This window comes from Streptomyces sp. NPDC054757, from assembly GCF_053612185.1.
In genome coordinates this window covers 219,418-238,688 of record NZ_JBSHBW010000005.1, presented here as the reverse complement: position 1 = coordinate 238,688, position 19,271 = coordinate 219,418, and the positions used below count along the sequence as shown (strand labels likewise).

Annotated in this window: 18 protein-coding genes and 1 pseudogene; 13 read left to right on the top strand and 6 right to left on the bottom strand. The window is 71.9% G+C overall.

The genetic code is table 11. The annotated features are described in order from the left end of the window. The first annotated feature begins 60 nt into the window (after positions 1-60). Entirely contained in the window at positions 61-1,014 is a 954-nt protein-coding gene (locus ACWGKJ_RS09820; RefSeq protein WP_385020225.1) for a nucleoside hydrolase, read from the top strand. 69 nt (positions 1,015-1,083) lie between these two features. Further along, positions 1,084-1,602: pseudogene (locus tag ACWGKJ_RS09815) on the top strand (phosphotransferase); the annotation flags it as partial. Positions 1,603-1,666: 64 nt separating this feature from the next. Here ACWGKJ_RS09815 and ACWGKJ_RS09810 read toward each other — a convergent pair. Beyond that, positions 1,667-2,449, bottom strand: coding sequence for a hypothetical protein (locus ACWGKJ_RS09810; protein ID WP_385020227.1), 783 nt, complete (start codon positions 2,447-2,449; stop codon positions 1,667-1,669). 205 nt (positions 2,450-2,654) lie between these two features. Here ACWGKJ_RS09810 and ACWGKJ_RS09805 point away from each other — a divergent pair, with 205 nt between their 5' ends. Beyond that, positions 2,655-3,296, top strand: coding sequence for a TetR/AcrR family transcriptional regulator (locus tag ACWGKJ_RS09805; RefSeq protein WP_385020230.1), 642 nt, complete (start codon positions 2,655-2,657; stop codon positions 3,294-3,296). Positions 3,297-3,323: 27 nt separating this feature from the next. Next, entirely contained in the window at positions 3,324-3,746 is a 423-nt protein-coding gene (locus ACWGKJ_RS09800; protein ID WP_385020233.1) for a Dabb family protein, read from the top strand. Between the two features lie 123 nt (positions 3,747-3,869). On the opposite strand, the gene ACWGKJ_RS09795 is transcribed toward ACWGKJ_RS09800, so the two are convergent. Together ACWGKJ_RS09795 and ACWGKJ_RS09790 are read right to left on the bottom strand one after the other, a co-directional pair. Next, positions 3,870-4,436 carry a hypothetical protein gene (locus ACWGKJ_RS09795; RefSeq protein WP_385020236.1) on the bottom strand — a complete coding sequence of 189 codons (567 nt, stop codon included), beginning with the start codon at positions 4,434-4,436 and terminating at the stop codon, positions 3,870-3,872. Positions 4,437-4,553: 117 nt separating this feature from the next. Beyond that, positions 4,554-5,333 carry a GntR family transcriptional regulator gene (locus ACWGKJ_RS09790; RefSeq protein WP_385020239.1) on the bottom strand — a complete coding sequence of 260 codons (780 nt, stop codon included), beginning with the start codon at positions 5,331-5,333 and terminating at the stop codon, positions 4,554-4,556. 268 nt (positions 5,334-5,601) lie between these two features. Here ACWGKJ_RS09790 and ACWGKJ_RS09785 point away from each other — a divergent pair, with 268 nt between their 5' ends. The 5 genes from ACWGKJ_RS09785 to ilvD all read left to right on the top strand — a co-directional run bounded on the left by ACWGKJ_RS09785 (position 5,602) and on the right by ilvD (position 11,983). After that, on the top strand, positions 5,602-6,765 hold the full coding sequence (locus ACWGKJ_RS09785; RefSeq protein ID WP_385020243.1) for an SIS domain-containing protein: 1,164 nt from the start codon (positions 5,602-5,604) through the stop codon (positions 6,763-6,765). A gap of 39 nt (positions 6,766-6,804) precedes the next feature. Next, positions 6,805-7,800 (top strand): BadF/BadG/BcrA/BcrD ATPase family protein, encoded by a 996-nt coding sequence (locus tag ACWGKJ_RS09780; RefSeq protein ID WP_385020246.1) that lies wholly within the window; start codon positions 6,805-6,807, stop codon positions 7,798-7,800. A 134-nt stretch (positions 7,801-7,934) separates the two neighbouring features. After that, a complete protein-coding gene (locus ACWGKJ_RS09775; RefSeq protein WP_385020249.1) occupies positions 7,935-9,308 on the top strand; it encodes a family 4 glycosyl hydrolase in 1,374 nt (457 codons plus the stop codon). 33 nt (positions 9,309-9,341) lie between these two features. Then, positions 9,342-10,190: a fumarylacetoacetate hydrolase family protein gene (locus ACWGKJ_RS09770; protein WP_385020252.1), complete on the top strand. Its 849-nt coding sequence runs from the start codon at positions 9,342-9,344 to the stop codon at positions 10,188-10,190. A 146-nt stretch (positions 10,191-10,336) separates the two neighbouring features. After that, a complete protein-coding gene (gene ilvD / locus ACWGKJ_RS09765; protein WP_385020256.1) occupies positions 10,337-11,983 on the top strand; it encodes a dihydroxy-acid dehydratase in 1,647 nt (548 codons plus the stop codon). Between the two features lie 66 nt (positions 11,984-12,049). Here ilvD and ACWGKJ_RS09760 read toward each other — a convergent pair whose 3' ends face one another. Both ACWGKJ_RS09760 and ACWGKJ_RS09755 read right to left on the bottom strand, forming a co-directional pair. Then, complete coding sequence (locus ACWGKJ_RS09760; protein ID WP_385020259.1) at positions 12,050-13,252, bottom strand: saccharopine dehydrogenase family protein; 1,203 nt, start codon at positions 13,250-13,252, stop codon at positions 12,050-12,052. An 84-nt stretch (positions 13,253-13,336) separates the two neighbouring features. Beyond that, positions 13,337-14,323 carry a hypothetical protein gene (locus ACWGKJ_RS09755; RefSeq protein WP_385020262.1) on the bottom strand — a complete coding sequence of 329 codons (987 nt, stop codon included), beginning with the start codon at positions 14,321-14,323 and terminating at the stop codon, positions 13,337-13,339. 224 nt (positions 14,324-14,547) lie between these two features. Here ACWGKJ_RS09755 and ACWGKJ_RS09750 point away from each other — a divergent pair, with 224 nt between their 5' ends. Together ACWGKJ_RS09750 and ACWGKJ_RS09745 are read left to right on the top strand one after the other, a co-directional pair. Then, positions 14,548-15,261 (top strand): Rossmann-fold NAD(P)-binding domain-containing protein, encoded by a 714-nt coding sequence (locus ACWGKJ_RS09750; protein WP_385020265.1) that lies wholly within the window; start codon positions 14,548-14,550, stop codon positions 15,259-15,261. A 199-nt stretch (positions 15,262-15,460) separates the two neighbouring features. Continuing rightward, the gene (locus ACWGKJ_RS09745) at positions 15,461-16,219 is read left to right on the top strand and encodes a DeoR/GlpR family DNA-binding transcription regulator (protein ID WP_385020268.1); all 759 of its coding nucleotides are present in this window, start codon (positions 15,461-15,463) and stop codon (positions 16,217-16,219) included. Positions 16,220-16,296: 77 nt separating this feature from the next. Here the strand turns inward: ACWGKJ_RS09745 and ACWGKJ_RS09740 are convergent, their stop codons facing one another. Then, positions 16,297-16,668: a hypothetical protein gene (locus ACWGKJ_RS09740; RefSeq protein ID WP_385020271.1), complete on the bottom strand. Its 372-nt coding sequence runs from the start codon at positions 16,666-16,668 to the stop codon at positions 16,297-16,299. Between the two features lie 282 nt (positions 16,669-16,950). On the opposite strand from ACWGKJ_RS09740, the gene ACWGKJ_RS09735 reads away from it, so the two are divergent. Next, the gene (locus ACWGKJ_RS09735; protein ID WP_385020274.1) at positions 16,951-18,252 is read left to right on the top strand and encodes an ABC transporter substrate-binding protein; all 1,302 of its coding nucleotides are present in this window, start codon (positions 16,951-16,953) and stop codon (positions 18,250-18,252) included. 28 nt (positions 18,253-18,280) lie between these two features. Beyond that, the gene (locus tag ACWGKJ_RS09730) at positions 18,281-19,234 is read left to right on the top strand and encodes a carbohydrate ABC transporter permease (protein ID WP_385020277.1); all 954 of its coding nucleotides are present in this window, start codon (positions 18,281-18,283) and stop codon (positions 19,232-19,234) included. The last annotated feature ends 37 nt before the right edge of the window (positions 19,235-19,271 follow it).

Genomic DNA, 19,271 nt, shown 5'->3' with positions numbered 1-19,271 from the left:
CTTCCCCTTCCCCCGCCCCTCCCGGGCACCGACGTGCCCCGACCCCAAGGAGCCTCCACCATGGCAGCCCAGCCGCTCTACTTCGACTGCGACACCGGCATCGACGACTCGATGGCGCTCGCCTACCTGCTGGCATCGCCCGAGATAGAGATAGTCGGCATCGGTACCGTCAGCGGCAACGTCGACTCCACCCAGGCGGCCCGCAACACCCTGGCGCTCACCCAGCTCGCCGGGCGCGCCACCATCCCGGTCGCCGTCGGTGCGGCAGACCCCCAGGCCGGTACGTACGCGGGCTCCGTGCCGCACATCCACGGCCACAACGGCATCGGTGACATCACGGTGCCCGACTCGGCGCAGGCGGCCGTCGCCCAGGACGCCGCCGACATGATCATCGAGCTCGCCCGCGCCCACCGGGGCACCCTGCGGCTGCTCACCACCGGCCCGCTCACCAACGTCGCCGAAGCGCTCCGCCGTGAGCCCGAACTCCCGTCGCTGGTCCAGGACATCACCATCATGGGCGGCGCGGCCCACCAGAGCGGGAATGTCTCGCCTGTCGCCGAGGCGAACATCCACAACGACCCCGAGGCCGCCGCCGAGGTCCTCGCCGCGCCCTGGGACATCACGCTCGTCCCGCTCGACGTCACCCTCGCCCACACCCTTGAGGAATCGGACCGCCAGGCCCTCCTCGACTCGGGCCGCCCGCTGCCCGTCGCCCTCGGCGAGATGATGGACCTCTACTACGGCTTCTACCTGGAGACGTTCGGCCGCCGCTGCTGCGCGGTGCACGACCCGCTGGCGGCGGCCATCGCGGTCGGCGGTGTGGTGCCCACGCTCGCGCCCGTGGTCGACGTCGTGGTGGACGCCACCCAGGGGCCGGGGCGCGGCCAGACCATCTGCGACCTGCGCGGTCAGTTCCTCAACTACCCTGCGCAGGAGGGTGCCCACTGCCGCGTCGTACTGGAGGCGGGCCCGGACTCCGCCGCCCATCTCGTCCAGCGGCTGCTGACCCTCTGAGCCCCTGAAGTCCCCGGACTCCCGGCGGAGGGACCGGAGTCCGCCGCGCGTGCTCCGGAGGAACTGCCGATGACACCGGAACGTACCGCCGACGTCCGGCCCACGATCGACCGTGGGCTGGTCAGGCGTCCGATCGACACGCAGTTCCCGCAGTGGTCGGAGTCGCCGCTGCGGCTGCTCGACCCGGCCGGTTCGGACCATGTGATCCATCGCCTGGGCGACGCACTCTCCGTCCGGTTGCCCCGGCACGCCGGGGCTGTGGGAGAGGCCCGGAAGGAATCCGTGTGGCTGCCCCTGCTCGCTCCGCACCTGCCGCCGGCCGTTCCGGTGCCGGTGGCGGTGGGGGCGCCGGACTTCGGCGGCCTCGGCGTCGGCGACCCGGCCTGCGACCTGACCATCGCGTACACGCTGACGTCACCGGCCGTCCGGGCCGCCTTCCGTACGGCACTCGGCACCGACGACGCCACGTGGACCCGTGGCCGGGGCTGGGCCCTGGCCACCGGCCTGAACGCGTACACCCACTTCGGCGCGGTCAGCCCCCGGGTCGCGGCCCGGACCACCCGTCAGATCACCCAGGCCCTCATCGGACAGAGCCGGAGCGCAGCCGTCCACTCCGGTCATCCCGGCTGCCGGTGGGAGAGCCGGACGCAGCTCAGTAGTGCCACCGGTTGGCGGAGCTCTGGTAGCCACAGGTGATCTTGCGCCCTGCCGCATCCGTGGTCGTCGCGCCCACGTCCGCGTTCCGGCAGAACTGGCCGGCGCGGTAGCAGTTGCCCGCGTTGGACCGGATGCTGCACACCTGGGTCTTGGTGGAGCCGCCGCCCGCCGACGTACTCCCACCCGAGCCGGAGCCCGTACCGCCCGATGAGGACGAACCGCCGCCGCTGGACTTACCGCCGGATGCGGCGTGCGGCGGGTGCGCGCATGACTCACCCGACTCCACGACCTTGAACGTGAGCTTTGTGGCGGTGCTGTACGAACCGGCCGACGGCGTCTGCGCGCACACCTTCCAGTTGGCGGGGTGCACCACCGTGCGCCTCAACTCGCTCGCGTCCGTGTACGAGACGGACGCGACGTGGTGCCCGTGGGCGTCCGCCACGGCCTTCTGGAGGTTCCAGTCGGTGTGGTCGCTCACGACCGCCCGGACGACCGGCTTCTTCGGGGGCGTTGTGGGCGAGGGACTGGCGGGCGTGGGCGTCGTGGGCTGGGGTGTGGGGGAAGCGGTGTGCGGGGAGGCGGATATGTTCGCCGGACTCGAAGGGGCCGCCGCCGACGTGTCGTTCTGCCCGCCGCCCGAGCAGGCGGCCACTGCCATGGAGAGGACCACCGCCCCGGCCATCAGCCGACCGGCGATCCGGAGTCTCCTTCTCGCGCTCTTCCCCTTGCGCTGAGCGCCGTTGGACCCACGCTGCTCCGGTGCATTCCTGAGAGACATGCAACCCCCCCCGTTCTCGTTCTGCTGTGCCGCCCCTGAAGGGCGGAGTAGAGGAGATCTTAAGGATGTTGTGCGCTTCTTGTGAAGCTCCCGCATTCAACAAGCGGCACCGCCCCTGCTGCGGTGGTGGCGCCGGGCTTGACAGTTCCGGGCGACTCGCAAAATACTAACAACGTTAGGAGTTCTAACGCTGTTAGGGGTTCGGGTGGGAAAGCGGGAAGAGGTACGCAGGCGGACGTTCGCCGAGATTCTGGAGGCCGCGGGCCGGATGGCCGAGGCGGAGGGCTGGCAGGCCGTGACGATCCGGCGGATCGCCACCGAGATCGGCTACAGCGCGCCGGTGATCTACCAGCACTTCCCGAGCAAAGAGGCCGTACTGCGACAGCTGTTGGAGCAGGGCAACGCCGATCTGCTGGAGCGGATGCGGACCGCGGTCGCCAGTGAACCAGCTTCACGGGGGCCGCACTTGGCGGCAGTCGCCTATCTGGAGTTCGCCAGGTCGCGACCAGGGCTCTACCAGCTGATGTCGGGTGGCGCCGGCGCGGAGGTCGACGCCTCCGCCCGCCGCGCGGCCGCTTCCGAAGTGCTCGCGTTCACACGGGAGATCATCCATGTGTGGGCGGCCGACGCAGGGGCCGAGCCGGGCGCCATCGAGGACGCCTGCGATCTGCTCTGGGGCTCACTGCACGGTCTCGCCGGTATCGGCGCGATCGAGGATGTCGGCTTCGACCGTGCCCTGCACCTGGCCGGTCAGGCGGTGTCGGCCCTGCTCGGCTACTGGTCCGGCCCGTCGCACACCCCACGAGAACGCCACCCGCCCGACACCGTCGGAGCGCCGGGTGAGTAGCCGTCAGGAGAGAGGCAGGAGAGGGAAATGATCTACCACCACAACCGTTTCGCCTTCAAGAAGAACGTCGGCGCCGAGCAGCGCGAGGAGGCCCTTGCCGCCCTGCGGAACCAGGGCGAGTCGATCGACGCGGTCGTGCGGTATGTCGTCGGCCGGGACGTCGGCGGCGAGTTCGAGTACGGCGCCGTCTTCGTCCTCAACGATCTCGACGGGTACTGGGAGTACCTGATGGCGCCCTCGCACGCCCGCACCGACCGGATCGGCCTGCCGCTGCTCGACAGCTTCGTCTCCTACGACACCACCGACAGCGACGACCCCGGCATCGCCGAGAAGATCGCCGGGCTCCACGCGCGCCGCTACGCGGGCGACCCGGACCTCACTCAACTGGTGGCCGATCTGCCCTCCTACAGCGGCAGCAGCGCCCCGGCGGGCTCCCCGCCCGGCCCGTGACGCCGGAGTTCGTACCGGGTATCCCGCACCAGCTGTCCCGTAGCCGGTGTTCCGTACCCGGTATCCCGTATCCGGTGTTCCGTATCCGGGCGGGCCGGGGCGTCGGCGTGCGGGGCAGCCCCCTCAGGGCGCTCCCGCGCCCTCTTCCCGCGGCGACGGCAGCAGCAGATCCCGCGCCGGATGTCTGTCGCCCTGCACGCTCCCCTGGACGCCGAGGTCGACCCGGGCGGCTTCGTGGAACTCGTTGATCCGCCGGAACGCGACCCGGTGGCGCTCCCGCCAGTCCTCCACCGTTCCGGTGATCTTCTCCTCGGCCTGCCAGTCGATCTCGATGGCCGCCTTGTTCAGCTGGTGCGCCGCCTCGACGACGTCATCGCCGCCGAGCAGCATGATCCGCTCGAAGGCCCGGCCGCGTGCGCGCGTGGCCTCGGCGTGCTCCGCGCACATCTCGGGTACGGGCTTCTCGCTCGGGCGCAGCCCGGACCGGTGCTCGAAGAGCTGTACGGCGAGGAAGACGGCGGCCCGCGCGCTGTCGACGTAACCCTCGTAGGCGCTGAGCTTCCGGTCGTCCCACCGGGTGAGCAGCTGATAGCGGGTCCGCGTGCGCTCCATTACATAGGTGGTGACATGGGTCGTCAGCGCCCCGAGCAGTACCGCGGCGATCGTTACCAGCTGTTCTCCGGTGCCCAACTCTCGTCCCCCGTCCGTGCAGTTGACCGGATGACCCGGCCCACGGAGGAGATCTTAGGGCGGACGCGGCGTACACGGCGGGCGTGCCGGAATCCGGCTGCCCCCGGCGTGGTGCTCTCAGTCGGTGATCGAGGCGCGGAAGCGGTAACGGTCGCCGCGGTAGATGGCCACCGTGAGTTCCAGCGGGCGGGCCTCCTGGTTGAAGGCGAGTTGGGTCGCGACGAGTACGGGAGTGGTGTCCGTGATGTCGAGCAGCTCGCTCTCCTCGGCATCGGGCTGCCGGGCTTCGACCGAGTAGTCGGCGACGTGGGGCACCTGGGGCGGGTCGGCCTGCCGCAGGGTGGCGTAGAGCGAGGCGTGCCCGAAGTCGGTGTCCGCCAGTTCCGGGCAGAGCGCGAGTGGCAGCCGGTTGTGCTCGACGACCACCACGAGCTCGTCCAGGAAGCGGAGCCTGCGCATGCTGAACAGCGGGGCGCCGGGCGCGATGCGCAGCTCCTCCGCCTCGGCGATGGTGGCCGCTCGCGCCTCGGCGGCCAGCACCCGGGTGCGTACCGCGAGGCCGTGCCGCAGGGCGTAGTCGGCGAAGCCCTGTACGGTGCGGCCCGCGCTGGGGCGGGACAGGGCGGGATGGTCGGCGGATCGGTCCTCCTGGAGGAACCAGCCCCGGGCCGGCGCGGAGGCGATCAGCCCCTCTTCGGCCAGGCGGTTGAGCGCGGAACGCAGGGTGACGCGCGAGACCTGGTAGCGCTCGGCGAGGACGCGTTCCGAGGGCAGCCGGTCCCCTGGGCGCATGTCGCCCCCCGTGGCGTCCTCACGCAGGCGCCGGGCCACGAGGGAGTAGAGGGGCAGGGTCTCACCGCGCGCGCCGACGGGACCGGGATCCGGGTAGCTGGGCATACCAGAATAATACCAGATGGCCCTTTGACCGAACCAGTCCGTACCAGTAATCTTCAGGCAGCAGGGCGAATGGCCTTGTGACCGTTGATGAAAAATGCGGACCTGCCCGGACCGTTGGGTCTGCTGGTATGAGACCAGAAAGCCGATGCTGCGGACGGAATCACCGCGGTGCGCGGCGCGCGTTCCCCGGTGCTCGTTTCCCGGTGCTGGAAGCGGCCGCGCACCGAACCCGGGAGACGGCCCGGCCCCCACGTTCCAAGGAGTACGCGTGACGACCGCCCCCGAGACCAGCGACCTTCCCGCGGCGCCCGCGGGCGCCGCCCATACGTACCGCGAGATCCGGCAACAGCCGCGCGTATGGCGTGAGATGCTCCACCACCTGCATGAGCAGGGGCCGGCGCTCGACGCCTTCCTGGCGCCCCTGCTCGCGGAACCCGCCCTGCGCATCGTCCTCACCGGCGCCGGCACGTCCGCCTACGCGGGAGGGGTGGCCCGCTCCGCGCTGGCCGCGGCGACCGGCCGCACCGTCGAGGCCGTGGCCACCACCGACATCGTCGCCGACCCCGCCGGGTGTTTCGAGGAGCGGGAGCGCCCCACCCTGCTGGTGTCCTTCGCGCGTTCCGGCAACAGCCCCGAGAGCACCGCGGCGACGGAGCTGGCCGACCAGTTGCTCGACCGGTGCTCCCACCTCGTCATCACCTGCAACGCGGACGGATCCCTGGCGGCCGGACACCGGGCCCGCCCCGGCTCCCTCGTCCTCCTGACCCCCGGGGCGGCGGAGGACCAGGGCTTCGCGATGACCTCCAGCCTGACCTGCATGCTGCTGGGGGTGCTGGGCGCGCTGGCGGGCCGGCACATCCGCGGACTCGACACCGCCCCGGACGCGGCGGCAGCCGTGCTGTCCGACGCGTGGGAGCGCCGGGTCACCGACCTCACCGGGCGCGGCCTGGAGCGCTTCGTCTACCTGGGCAGCGGCCCGCTGAAGGCACTCGCCGGTGAATCCGCCCTCAAGCTCCTCGAACTGACCGGGGGATCGGTCAGCGCACTGGCCGACTCGTCCCTCGGCTTCCGCCACGGCCCCAAGGCGTTCCTCACCCCGCGCACCGGAGTGGTCGTCTACATCTCCAACGACCCCCACACCCGGCTCTACGACCTGGACATCTTCCGGGAACTGAGCGCGGCCCTCCCCGCAGGACAGGCCGTCGCGATCGCGGGCCGCCCCGAGGGGCTCCCGCCCGGGAGCACCTGGCTGGTGCCGGGAGCGGCGGACGCCGCCGACGCCGCCCTCGCGCTGCCCGCCGTGGTCTGTGCCCAGCTGATCGCGCTGCACGCCTCGCTGGCACACGGGGTGACACCCGACAACCCGTTCCCGGACGGCGAGGTCAACCGGGTCGTGCAGGGCGTCACCATCCATCCCCTGCCCCGGCGATAGGACCTCGCACCGAACGCTCCACCGGAAGGGAGATGGCCCGTGTACCTGGGAGTCGACGGAGGGGGCACGAAGACCGCCTTCTGCCTCCTCGATCCGGCCGGGACCGTACGGGGGCAGGCCGGCGGCCCGCCCCTGTCGCCCGCGCTCGGACCGGGAGGGACGCGGACGGCCGCGCGCGTGCTGCGTGAGGGCGTCGCCGAGGTCTGCCGCCAGGCCGGTACGGACACCGCGCGACTGCGGTACGCCTTCCTGGGACTGCCCGGACACGGGGAGTCCGCCGCGCTCACCGCCGCCCTCGACGCGCTCCCGGCCCAGGTGCTGGGGAGCGTCCGCCACGCTGTGGGAAACGACATGGTGTGCGGCTGGGCCGGATCGCTCGGGCTCGCGGACGGCATCAACGTGATCAGCGGGACCGGCTCCATGGCGTACGGCGAACTGCGCGGGGGGCGGGCCCGGACCGGCGGCTGGGGCGAGCTGTTCGGGGACGAGGGCTCGGGTCACTGGCTCGCGGTACGGGGGCTCAATCTCTTCACGCGGATGAGCGACGGCCGGATGCCCCCCGGCCCGCTGCACGGGCTGCTCCGCCGGCGCCTCACGCTCGACGACGACCTGGATCTGGTGGGCACCGTGCTGATGGCCGGCTGGGACCGGACAGCGGTCGCCTCGCTGAGCCGCTGCGTCACCGAGGCGGCCGGTGCGGGGGACACGGCCTGCACGGCGCTGCTCGCCGAAGCGGGCGGTGAGCTGGCCGCGCTCGCCAGGGCGGCGCGCGGGGCGCTCGGGGCGGATCCCGGGGAGCGGGTGCCGGTCTCCTGGTCGGGCGGGGTCCTCGCCGTTCCGCAGGTGCGCGAGGCGTTCACCGCCGCACTCGACGCCTCGCCCGAGCCGTTCGCACCGCGGCCACCTCGTACCACCCCGGTGATCGGCGCCGCGCTGATGGCGGCCCGTCTCGCGGCCGAGCCGCTGAGCGCGGAGACCGTGAACAGGCTCCCCGCACCGGCGGACCCGGGCGGGGACAGCCCCGGCTCGCCTTGAGACCACGCGCCGACCGCCTCACCGCCTCACCGCCCCACTGCCTCACTGCCTCACTGTGCCACCGCGCCGGTTCGCGCTCCGTCCGTCGCTCCCGTACGGAATGGACCGCGGAGCGCACCAGAAAGGAAGCCCCCATGTCCGACCGCATCAGCGACATGCGTTCCCTCGTCCTCATCGGTGCGGGCAGCGCCGTCTTCACCCGCGGCCTGCTCGCCGACCTCATCACCGCCGACGACCTCGGCCGCTGGGAGATCCGGCTGGTCGACGTGGATCCCGAGGCCCTGTCCGTGGCCACCCGTCTCGCGGAGCGGATGGTGGAGGCCCGTGGCGCGGAGGCGCGCATCAGCGTGCGCGCCTCCACCGACCGGCGGGCCGAACTCCCCGGCGCCGACTACGTCGTCACCTGTGTCGGTGTGGGCGGCCGTCCCGCCTGGCAGACGGACCACGAGATCTGCCAGCGGCACGGTGTCTTCCAGCCGGTCGGTGACTCCGTCATGCCGGGCGGGATCTCCCGGCTGCTGCGCACCACACCGGTGATGGTCGACATCGCGCGCGATGTCGTGGACCTCGCCCCGCAGGCGTACTTCTTCAACTACAGCAACCCGATGACGGCCAATGTGCAGGCCATGACGGACTACGCGGGGGCCGAGGTCGCCGGGCTCTGCCACGGCATGCACCACGTCCAGCGCGAACTGGCCGCCTTCGCCGGTCTGCCCTTCGACGAGACCTCGACGCTGTACGCCGGGATCAACCACCTCACCTTCATCTACGACTTCCGCCACCAGGGCCGGGACGCCTGGCCCGGGGTCCGCGCCCGGATGGAGCGGGAGCTGGCGGAGCCTCCGCAGCCGGGTGACATCGGCGCGATCTGGGAGAACGGCAAGGCGTGGCACAACCCCTTCTCCTGGGAGATCTTCCGCACCTACGGGGCCTACCCGGCGGCCAACGACCGGCACGTCCTGGAGTTCTTCCCCGAGCGCTGGGCGGGGGGCGACTACTACGGCAAGAAGCTGGGGGTCGACGCCTTCTCCGTACCGGAGATCCTTCAGTGGGGCGAGGAGCGCTACCAGTCGATGCGGGCGCAGGCGGAGGGCGGCACACCGCTCGACGCGTCCGCGTTCGACCGCTCCACCGGTGAGCAGGAGCAGCTTCTCGCGATCATCCGCTCGATCACCTTCGACCGCCGCGAGATGTTCTCGGTGAACGTACCCAACCGGGGCAGTGTCCCGGGTCTGCCGGACGCGGCGGCGCTGGAGATCCCCGCCGTGGCCACCGCACGGGGGCTGCGTCCCGTGCGGGTACCGGATCTGTCCGCGCCCCTGACGGCGATCCTCGCCCGGCGGCTGACACCCGTCGGTCTCGCGGTGGAGGCCGCGATGACGGGCGATCGGGACCTCGTGGTCGAGGCGGTCATCGCGGACGGCGCCGTCACCGACCGCGATGCGGCGGCCGCGCTCACCCATGAGCTGCTGGAGGCGCAGAGCCGCTTCCTGCCCCGCTTCTTCTGACCGTACCGGCCCTGCGAACAGCTAGGAGACACAGTGAAGATCGCCCGCGTACGCCATGAGGGACGGGTCCTGGCCGCCCGTGTGGACGACGGGACGGTGTACCCCGTCGTGCCGGAGGAGGCCCGGCACATGGCCGACGCCGTACGGGACCTGATTGCGGACGGCACGGCACGGGAGCGGCTCGGCGCCGATGTGCCGGGCGTACCCCTCGCGGAGGTCGAGCTGCTGAGCCCGCTCGCCGCTCCGCAGAAGATCGTCTGCATCGGTCTGAACTACGCCGACCACATCCGCGAGACCGGCCTGAGGACGCCGGAGGTGCCGCTCGCCTTCGTCAAGACCGCCCACACCCTGACCGGACCCACCGCGCCGCTCCATGTGGCGCGCGGGACGACGGAGCAGCTGGACTGGGAGGCCGAACTCGCCGTCGTGATCGGGCGTACGGCCCGGAACGTCACGGCCGGGGAGGCGGCCGACCACGTCTTCGGCTACACGGTGGCCAACGACGTGTCCGCGAGGGACGCGCAGTTCTCGGACGGACAGTGGTTCCGGGGCAAGAACTTCGACGGGTTCTGCCCGCTCGGCCCGTGGATCGTCACGGCCGACGAGGTGCCGGACCCGCACGCTCTGGCGATCGGCGCGCGTGTCAACGGGGAGACCGTGCAGGACAGTTCGACGAAGGAGATGATCTTCGGGGTGGGCGAGACCCTCGCCTATCTGTCCCGGTACATGACGCTGTACCCGGGCGACGTGATCGCCACGGGGACGCCGCACGGTGTCGGTATGGGCCGCGATCCGCAGCTCTGGCTGCACGACGGGGACGTCGTGGAGACCGAGGTGGAGGGTATCGGCCTCCTGCGCAACCAGGTCCGGCTCACCGGCTGACCACACCGCCCGCACTGCCCCTTCCCCGGGGCCTCCTGCCCGCCCCTCCCTGGGCCCTCCTGCCCGCCCCTCCTGCCTGCCCCGCCCCTCTCTCCGGCCTCCCCCGTCCCCCTCCGGGGGAGTCCCGTACTTCTGAAGGAGCCGCCATGAACATCGCCGACGATCCCGACCGCGCACCAGCACGCTCCCACCTCTACGCCATGGGGCTGAGCGACGAGGACATGAGGCGGCCCACCGTGGGCATCGCCTCGACGTGGACGGGCACGATGCCCTGCAACCTGACCCACCGGGACCTGGCACGGCATGTCGCCGCCGGGGTGCGCCGCGCGGGCGGGACGCCCATGGAGTTCAACACCGTCGCCGTCTCCGACAACCTGACGATGGGAACACCGGGCATGCGGGCCTCCCTGGTGAGCCGTGAGGTCATCGCCGACTCCATCGAACTCATGGGAAGAGCCCACCAGTTCGATGCCCTGGTGTGCATCGTCGGCTGCGACAAGACGGTGCCGGCCGCCATGATGGCGATGGCGCGCCTCGACATCCCCTCCGTGCTCCTCTACAGCGGCAGCATGATGCCCGGCAGCTGGCGCGGGCGCGAGGTGACGATCCAGGACATGTGGGAGGCGCTCGGAGAACGCGCGGTCGGCACGGTGAGCCAGGAGGACGTGGACGACCTCGCCCGGCACGCCTGCCCCGGGGCGGGCACCTGTGCGGCCCAGTACACGGCCAACACGATGGGCACGGTCGCGGACTTCCTGGGCCTCGCCCCCTTCGGCGTCGGGGACATCCCCGCCACGGCGGAGGAGAAGCTCCCCGCCGCCGAGCGGGTGGGCGAGATCGCCCTCGCTGTCCTCGCCCGCGACCTGCGGCCCTCCGCGATCCTGACGGCGGACGCCCTGCACAACGCGATCGTCTCGGTCGCGGCGATGGGCGGCTCGACCAACGCCGTACTGCATCTGCTGGCCATCGCCCGCGAGGCCGGCCTCGACCTGGCCATCGACGACATCGGGGCGCTCTGCCGTGAAGTGCCGATCATCACGGCCCTGAAGCCCGCGGGCCCGTACACCGCGGCCGATCTGTGGCGGGCCGGGGGAACGTCCCTGGTGGCGGCGCGGCTGCGGGAAGCGGGGCTCCTGCGCGACACGGTCTCGCTGGTGGACGGGCGTTCCCTCGCGGACGTGGCGGCCACAGCCACCGCCACCGAGGGCCAGGAGGTGGTGACCGACATCGCGCACCCGGTCAAGCCCGCGGGCGCGCTGGCGATCCTGCGTGGTTCGTTCGCGCCGGACGGCTGTGTCCTCAAGCTGGGGGGCCGCCCTGACTTCGTACGCCAGGGGCCGGCCCGCGTCTTCGACTCGGAGGAGGAATGCTTCGCGGCCATCCAGGACGGTGCGATCGCGGAGGGCGACGTGGTGATCGTCCGGTACGAGGGCCCGGCCGGAGGCCCCGGTATGCGCGAGATGCTCTCGATCACCGGGGCGCTGGTCGGGCAGGGGCTCGGTGAGTCGGTCACGCTCGTCACCGACGGGAGGTTCAGCGGTGTGTCGCACGGTCTCGTGATCGGACACGTCGCCCCGGAGGCGTGGCACGGGGGACCCATCGCGCTCGTGGAGGACGGTGACACCGTCACCGTGGACACCGCACGCAACGCGCTCGACCTCGATGTGGCGCCCGACCGGCTCGCCCAGCGGCGGTCCGCCTGGAGCAGGCCCGACCGCGACGTGGAGCGCGGCGTCTTCAGCAAGTACGTCGCGGTGGTCGGTTCGGCGTCGGACGGCGCGGTCACCGTGTGAGGCCGTGGACCCATGGGTGAGGCCCCCGCCGTCGGCGGGGGCCTCACGTCGTACCGGGTCCGGTTCCTACTGCTCGCGCAGTCCCCAGGGCGCGCCGTACGCCTCCAGCAGGTCCAGGAAGGGTTCGGGCGGCAGGGCCTCGGGGCCGAGGACGCCGCTTCCCTTCCACCGCCCGTCCGCCAGCAGTTCCAGCGCGACCACGGGGTTGAGCGCGGTCTGCCAGACGACGGCCTGGGAGCCGTACTCCCGCATCGACCACTCGTTGTCGACCACGTGGTAGAGGTACACCTCGTGCGGGGCGCCGTCCCGGACACCCTTCACCCAGGTCCCCGCGCAGGTCTTGCCGCGCATCCGGTCGCCGAGCTCCGCCGGGTCCGGGAGGCAGGCGGCGACGACGTCCCGGGGGGATACCTCCACGTCTCCCACGCGTACCTTCCCGGTGCTGTCCAGGCCGAGCTTGTGCAGCGTGCGCAGGACGTCGATGAACTCCTGGCCGAGGCCGTACTTGAAGGTGACCCGGGGAGCGTCCACCCAGCGGGGGATCAGCAGGACCTCCTCGTGCTCCACGTTGACGCACTCGATCGGGCCGATGCCCTCGGGGAAGTCGAAGACCTCGGGCTCCGAGAACGGCTCGGTGGTGAACCAGCCCCGTTCCTTCTCCCAGACGACAGGAGGATTCAGGCACTCCTCGATGGTCGTCCAGATGGAGAACGACGGTGCGAAGTCGTATCCGTCGACGGTGAGGTCGGCACCGTCCCGTACGCCGATCTCCTCGATGGTGTCGAAGAGGTGATCGGCGGCGTACCGGGCGAAGACGTCGGAGAGACCCGGTTCGACGCCCATCCCCACGAGGGCGAGGCGGCCGGCCGCCTCCCACTCCCCGGCCATGGCGAACTGCTCGTCGCCGAGCATGACCCCGGTGCGGGCGTACGGCTGTTCCGGGTGCGGGCGGGACAGGGACATCGCCATGTCCAGGTAGTGCGCCCCGGCCGCGAGCGCCGCACGGAAGAGCGGCATGACGAAGCGGGGGTCCGTGGCGTTGAGCAGCACGTCGCAGCGGTGCTCGCGGAGCAGCGCGACGACGGCGGCCTCGTCGGACGCGTCGGTCCGCGCGGCGACGAAGCGGGCGTCACCGGTCGCCTCGCTCGCCCGGACCGCGCGGTCGAGTACGTAGTCGGCGACCACGCAGTGCTCGAAGAAGGAACGGCGGGCGGCGATACGGGCGGCGGCGGTGCCCACGCCTCCGGCGCCGACGATGAGTATGCGCATGGTGATCCTGGGCTCTTTCTGAAAGAGGAGGGGAGGGGGTCGGGGCCTGCCGGGGGCGGGCCGGGAGTTGAGGAGGTGCGGAGTTCAGGAGGTGCGGTGCACCGGCTTCTCACCGTCGCCGGTGACGCGGGTGAGCCGGCTGACGAGGGGAGCGGCAGCGACCGGCCCGTCCTCCCCGTGGTCCCGCAGGTGCCAGAGCCGGCCGCCCCGGCGCACCACGAGGTCCGTCCGGCCCGGGGCATGGGCGAGCGGGGTGGCGGCGATGGCGGTGACCTCGCCCGTTCCCGGCAGTACGAGACGCCGGTCCGTCGTGGGACGTCCCGGGTGCACGACGTCGACCACCGCTGCGTCCCGCCTCCACAGGTAGAGCCGCGGGACGCCCCCGGGCGCCACCGCGGTGCCCACCTCGCTCGCCGGGAGGGGATGGGCCCCGCCGGCCGGCCCGGCGTAGCGCCCGCCGTCCGGGCCCAGCAGAGCGACACCGGGCCGCGCGCCGCCCGGGAGTGGGACGAGCAGCACGGCCGACCACTGGCTCTCCGGGAGCTGTAGGGCGGTGAGCGGCGCTTCGGACCAGGCGAGGCGCGGGTAGGCGGTGGTGTCGGCGTGAAGCAGACGGGCGCCGCCACCCTCGCCGACGGCCCCTGTCCACGGGGTGCCGTCGGGGGTCTCCGCGGCCGTCACCGACCTGGCGGGGCCGACCGGGGGCGGCTCCTCGTCCGTGAACGCCGCCTCGGGGCTCCACCGGAGACGGCAGGGCGTACTCCCCGAGCGGGCGAGCACCTCCAGGTGGTGCGAACCGTGACGGCTCTGCACCACCTCGACGCTGTCGTAACGGCGCCCGGCGCCGAAGCGCAGGGCGCCGCTCCATTCGCCGGGAGGCGGGCCACCGGGCTCGGGCTCGGTGCCCTGCGGGTCGCTGTTGAACCACAGGACCCAGAGCCCGTCGGCTTCGTCGCAGAGGAGGAGTTCGAGATTGCCGCGTACCCCGTAACGCCCCTGCGCCAGCGCGATACCGCCGCGGCTCGCGGGCGGAGGCGCGGTGCGCAGGGCGGGGGACGGGACAGCAGCCATGGGGATACCTCGCAGCGGCCGATGAAGGGATGGCGCGTTTCAGGGCCGGCAACCGGCAGCGCCTCGGCGAAACCCTAGGCACTCCAGGAACGCGCGTCAATGAGCATGAATGAGCAAATACGCACGATGAGGTGACGCGTGAGCCCTCGCTTGCGCAAGGTGGGGGTTGCGAGTGGAGTGCGAACGGCGGCCCCGGTGACCGGGGCGGAGAGGAGTGCGGGGCCATGAGTCCACGGAGATCCCCGGAACACGGTCCGCGTACCGCGGACTCGGGGCACGTCCTCGTCGTCGGAGCGACGCGGGTCCTGCGGCCGGCCGTGCTGGCGCTGGCGGAGCGCGGTACGCACGTCACGGCCGTCGCGCGCTCCGCGACAGCGCTCGATTCCCTGGTCCGCGCGTGCGCGGGGGAAGTGCCGGGGGACGTGACGCCATTGGCGGCGGACGCCACGGGGCCCGGGTTCCCGGGCAGACTGCGCGACGCCGCGCGGCCCGCGTCCCCCGGAGAACCGCGGGACGCCACGCAGCCCGGCTTCTCCGGAGAACCACCGGACGCCGAAGCCCTTCCGGCGCTGACCGGGGCGCTGGTCTACTCCCCGGCGCTGCCGCCCGGGGCGGCGGCCTCCTGCCTGCGGGGGCTGCTCGGGGGGCCGTGCGTGCTGCTCCTGCCCAGCCGTTGGGCCGACCCCGCGGAGGCGGCCGTCTGGGGCCACGGTGGCGCTGCCGGACAGGGGAGCTGGACGCCCGCCCTTCTGCCGCCGGAGGCCCGCCCGGCCGAGTGGGTACGCCCGCTGGTGCTCGGGTGGCGGGCGGAAGAGGGCGGTACGCGCTGGCACACCCCGGAGGAGATCTCCGCCGCCGCACTGGAGCTTCTCGACGCTCCCGCTCCCGCGGCCGCCGTACTCGGCCGGGTGCGCCCTTGGGCGGGGCGTCCGGGCTGAGTACGGCGCCTGCTGTCACCCGGTCCGTACGCCGAGTGCGGCGTTCCGGTCGCCCGGTCCGCACTCCGGCTTCCGGCAGCCGTACGTACCGCAAGTAAGCTGACGGTTCGCGGTGGACGAGGATGCCTGCCGGCCATGTCGCGGACGGTGGGGCAACGCCTCTCACCGGGCCATCGACCGAGGGGAGAAGAGGCCGGGGATGCTGGGCGCCGAGCGAAGGAAGAGGCTGCTCCACGAAGTGCGGACGGAAGGCGTCGCGCACGTGGCCACGCTCGCCGAGCGCCTGGGGGTCAGCCCGTCGACCATCCGCAGGGATCTGTCCGCCCTGGAGGCCCAGGGGCTGCTGAACCGCACACACGGCGGGGCGATGGCGGAGTCCACCGCCACCGAGGAGCCGGACCGCCCGCAGCGCAGCGGATTCGCCCCCTGGGAGAAGCGCAAACTGGCGAGCGCCGCCATCCGGAACGTCCTGCCCGGCTCCACCGTCCTCATCACCGGCGGCACCACCACCGCGGCGATGGTCCCGCTGCTCGCGGGCGTCGAACGGCTGACCGTGGTCACCAACTCCCTGCATCTGGCCGGTGAACTGGCCCAGCACGAGGAGATCAGCACGGTGGTGCTCGGCGGTTATCTGCGCCACCGCGAGATGTCCCTGCTCGGTCATCTCACCCGGCAGGCGCTGGAGGAACTCCACATCGACGAGGCGTTCGTCGGTGCCTACGGGATCACCGGCACCGGGATCAGCGGGGCTCATGTCGACGAGGCGGAGACTGACCGCTGGCTGCTGTCCCGGGTGCAGCGGATCACGGCTCTGGTGGACGGGTCGAAGTTCGGCCGGAGCGGACCGGTACGGGTGGCACCGGCCGGCCGGCTCTTCCGGGTGATCACCGACGAGTCGGCCCCGGAGAACGACGTACAGGACCTGCGTGCCGCCGGGGTCGATGTCGTGCGGGCCTGACCCCGGAGCCCGGAGCCCGGAGCCCGGAGCCCGGCGGCCCGCCCGTCACGGCGTGGAAGGCCCGCGCCGTCCGCCCGTCACGGCGTGGAAGGGCCCACCAGGTCCGCCCCCTCGTCCCGCGGCCGCCGGTCCGGCGGAGCGGCGGCCGACCAGCTGACCCACACCTCGTCACGGGGGACCGCCCAGCCCTCGGCCAGTGAGTCCGCGGCCGCCTCCAGCGCGCTCCGTGTGAGGGTTTCCCCCCGGTCGGAGCCGTGCAGCACCGCGAGCGGCCACGCGGCGATCCGGTCCGCCCCGGTCGTGGTGACCACGGCGTCGCACAACATCGCCACGACCCCCGACGGCGGCAGGCGGAGGGCGGTGGCCACGGCCTCGCTCAGCGACCTCAACCGCTCGACGTCCCGCGCGTGTTCGGCTGCGCGGGGCGCGGTCACCTGTATCACCGGCATGGGTGGTCCTCCTGCGGACGACGACGAGGGGGCGCGGTCGCCGACCCGGTGACCGTGTTGTCGCAGGTGGAGGCGATCGTCCGGTTGAGGCTAAGCGGGCCTCCTGGGAGCGTCAAGGAAAAATGAGCAATAAAAATCAGACCCTGATTGATATTGACTGACCTTGGTTGCGCGGACTACAAAATCAGGCAGCGGAACCGTGTGTCGCCGAGGCTCTCCCCGACCGCGCCGCGCTCTCCACGCAGAGGCCCCGCCTCTCCCCGACCCTCCAAGGATGTGCGCATGGCTGTCGCCAGAAGAGCGGTGCTCGGCGTCGCCGCAGCCGGAGCCGGCGCGGTCGGCTTCGCCCGGCGCTCCGGTTTCACGCCCTCCAGCACGGGGGCGGGGGGACCCGACACCCTCACCTTCTCGCTCTGGGGGAGCGATGCGGAGACGGCGGCCTTCCGGGCGCTGGGCCGGGCCTTCGAGCGCCTCCACCACGGCGTCCGGGTGCAGATTCGCCTGGAGTCCTACGAGCAGATGTACACGAACATGGACGCACTGCTCGCCGGCGGCCGGGCCCCCGACCTGTTCCGGTGCGACTACGCCAACCTCGGTATGTACAGCGCGAGCGGACAACTCCTCGATCTCAGCCCCTACTTCGGCGCCCGGGACCGCGAGGCGTTCCTGCCCGCGCTGTGGGAAGCCGTGTGCCACGACGGCAGGCCCTACGCCGTCCCGCACCACACGGACACCACGGCCGTCCTCTACCGCAAGGACATGTTCCGTACGGCGGGCATCACTTCCGTCCCCGCGACGCCCGGCGAAGCCTGGTCCTGGGACGAGTTCACCGAGATATGCGCACGACTGCGCAAGAAGGTGCACGGGGTCTACCCCTTCGTCTACGGCTGGCAGCAGACCGGCGCCTTCCGCTGGCTGACCTGGCTGTGGGAAGCGGGAGGCCGCCTCCTCGACGACGACCTCTCGGCACCGGCCATCGAGTCCGCGGCCGGACTGCGCGCCCTGCGCTACACACAGGACTTCTTCCGGGAGGGCTTCGTCCCGCCCAACAGCTCGGTGAAGAGCGCCGCCTACCCCGACTCCCTCTTCACCGCGGGCACCGTGGCGATGAGCTTCGCCGGTGACTTCCTGCTGCCGACCATCGACCCGGCGCTCAAGAAGGAGCTGTACGGAGTCACCTTCCAACCGCACGGACGGCAGGCCGCCACCGACCTCGGTGGCAATGCGGTGGCCGCCACACGTCACACCGACAACCCCGAACTCGCTGCGGAATTCCTCAAGTTCCTGGTGGAGGAGGAGAACATGGCGCGCTTCTGCGAACAGGGCGTCATGCTTCCCAGCCGCCGCTCGCTGCTCAACCGCCGTCTCGACTACGCCGTACGGCCCGACCTGATGTCGGTCTACGCCGAGCAGGCCAAGGTGCTCACGCCGGGCATGACCGCGCAGATGGCCGTGCCCACGTTCGGCCGTATCAACACCGCGCTCCAGGACGAACTGGAAGCCGCCTTCGTCAACAGGCAGCCCGCCGACGTCACGCTCCACCACATCGCCGCATCCACCCGTACCGCGCTGGCCTCCGTCTAAGGCCCCCGTCCCGCACTCTGGAGCCGCCATGGCCACCACCGCCTCGCCGCCGCGCGCCGCACGCCCGACGGCCCCCGTGAGCGGACCCCCTTCCTCGCGTGCGAGGCGGGCTGCACGGTTCCGGGAGACACTCGCCGCCTACTGCACCCTCGGGCCGAACCTCGTCCTGGTCACGGTCTTCCTGCTGGTGCCCCTCGTCATGGCGCTGGTGCTGAGCTTCCAGTACAGCACCGGCCTGGCCGCGCCCACCTGGGCGGGGCTCGCCAACTACCGTCAGCTGGCGGGCGATCCCGTCTTCTGGCGGACCGTGCTCAACACCGGAGTCTTCTGTGTGGCCACCGTCCCGGTGGAGATGGCGATCGGGCTCGCCGTCGCGCTGCTCTTCAACAAGGTGATGCCGGCCCGTCCGCTCTGGCGCACCCTCGTCTACCTGCCCATGGTCATCTCCGGTGTGGCCACCGCGCTCATCGGCACCCTGATGTTCGACCAGAACATCGGGCTGCTCGACAAACTGCTCGCCTCCCTGGGGCTGCCGGCCGTCCCCTGGCAGACCAGCGGAACCGCCGCGATGGCCTCGGTGGTGCTGATCACCCTGTGGATGCGGGCCGGCTTCAACATGGTGATCTACCTCGCCGGACTCCAGGGCATCTCCCCCGAGATGTACGAGGCCGCCGAAGTGGAGGGCGCGGGCTTCTGGCAGCGGCTGCGCCACATCACCGTGCCCCTGCTCGGCCCCTCGACCTTCTTCCTGCTGATCATGAACGTCATCTACTCGTTCCAGGTGTTCGACACCGTCTATGTGATGACGCTCGGCGGCCCCGGCCACTCCACCGACGTGATGATCACGTACGCCTACCGGAACGGGTTCCAGGGCCGGCAGCAGGGGTACGCCGCGGCCATCGGCATCGTGCTGTACGTCATCGTCATGATCTTCACCGCTCTCCAGTGGCGCTTCAGCCGCAACAGGGACACGGTCGGCTGACCCCTCCGTCCCGTACCGCGCCGTTCCCCCGTCGCCA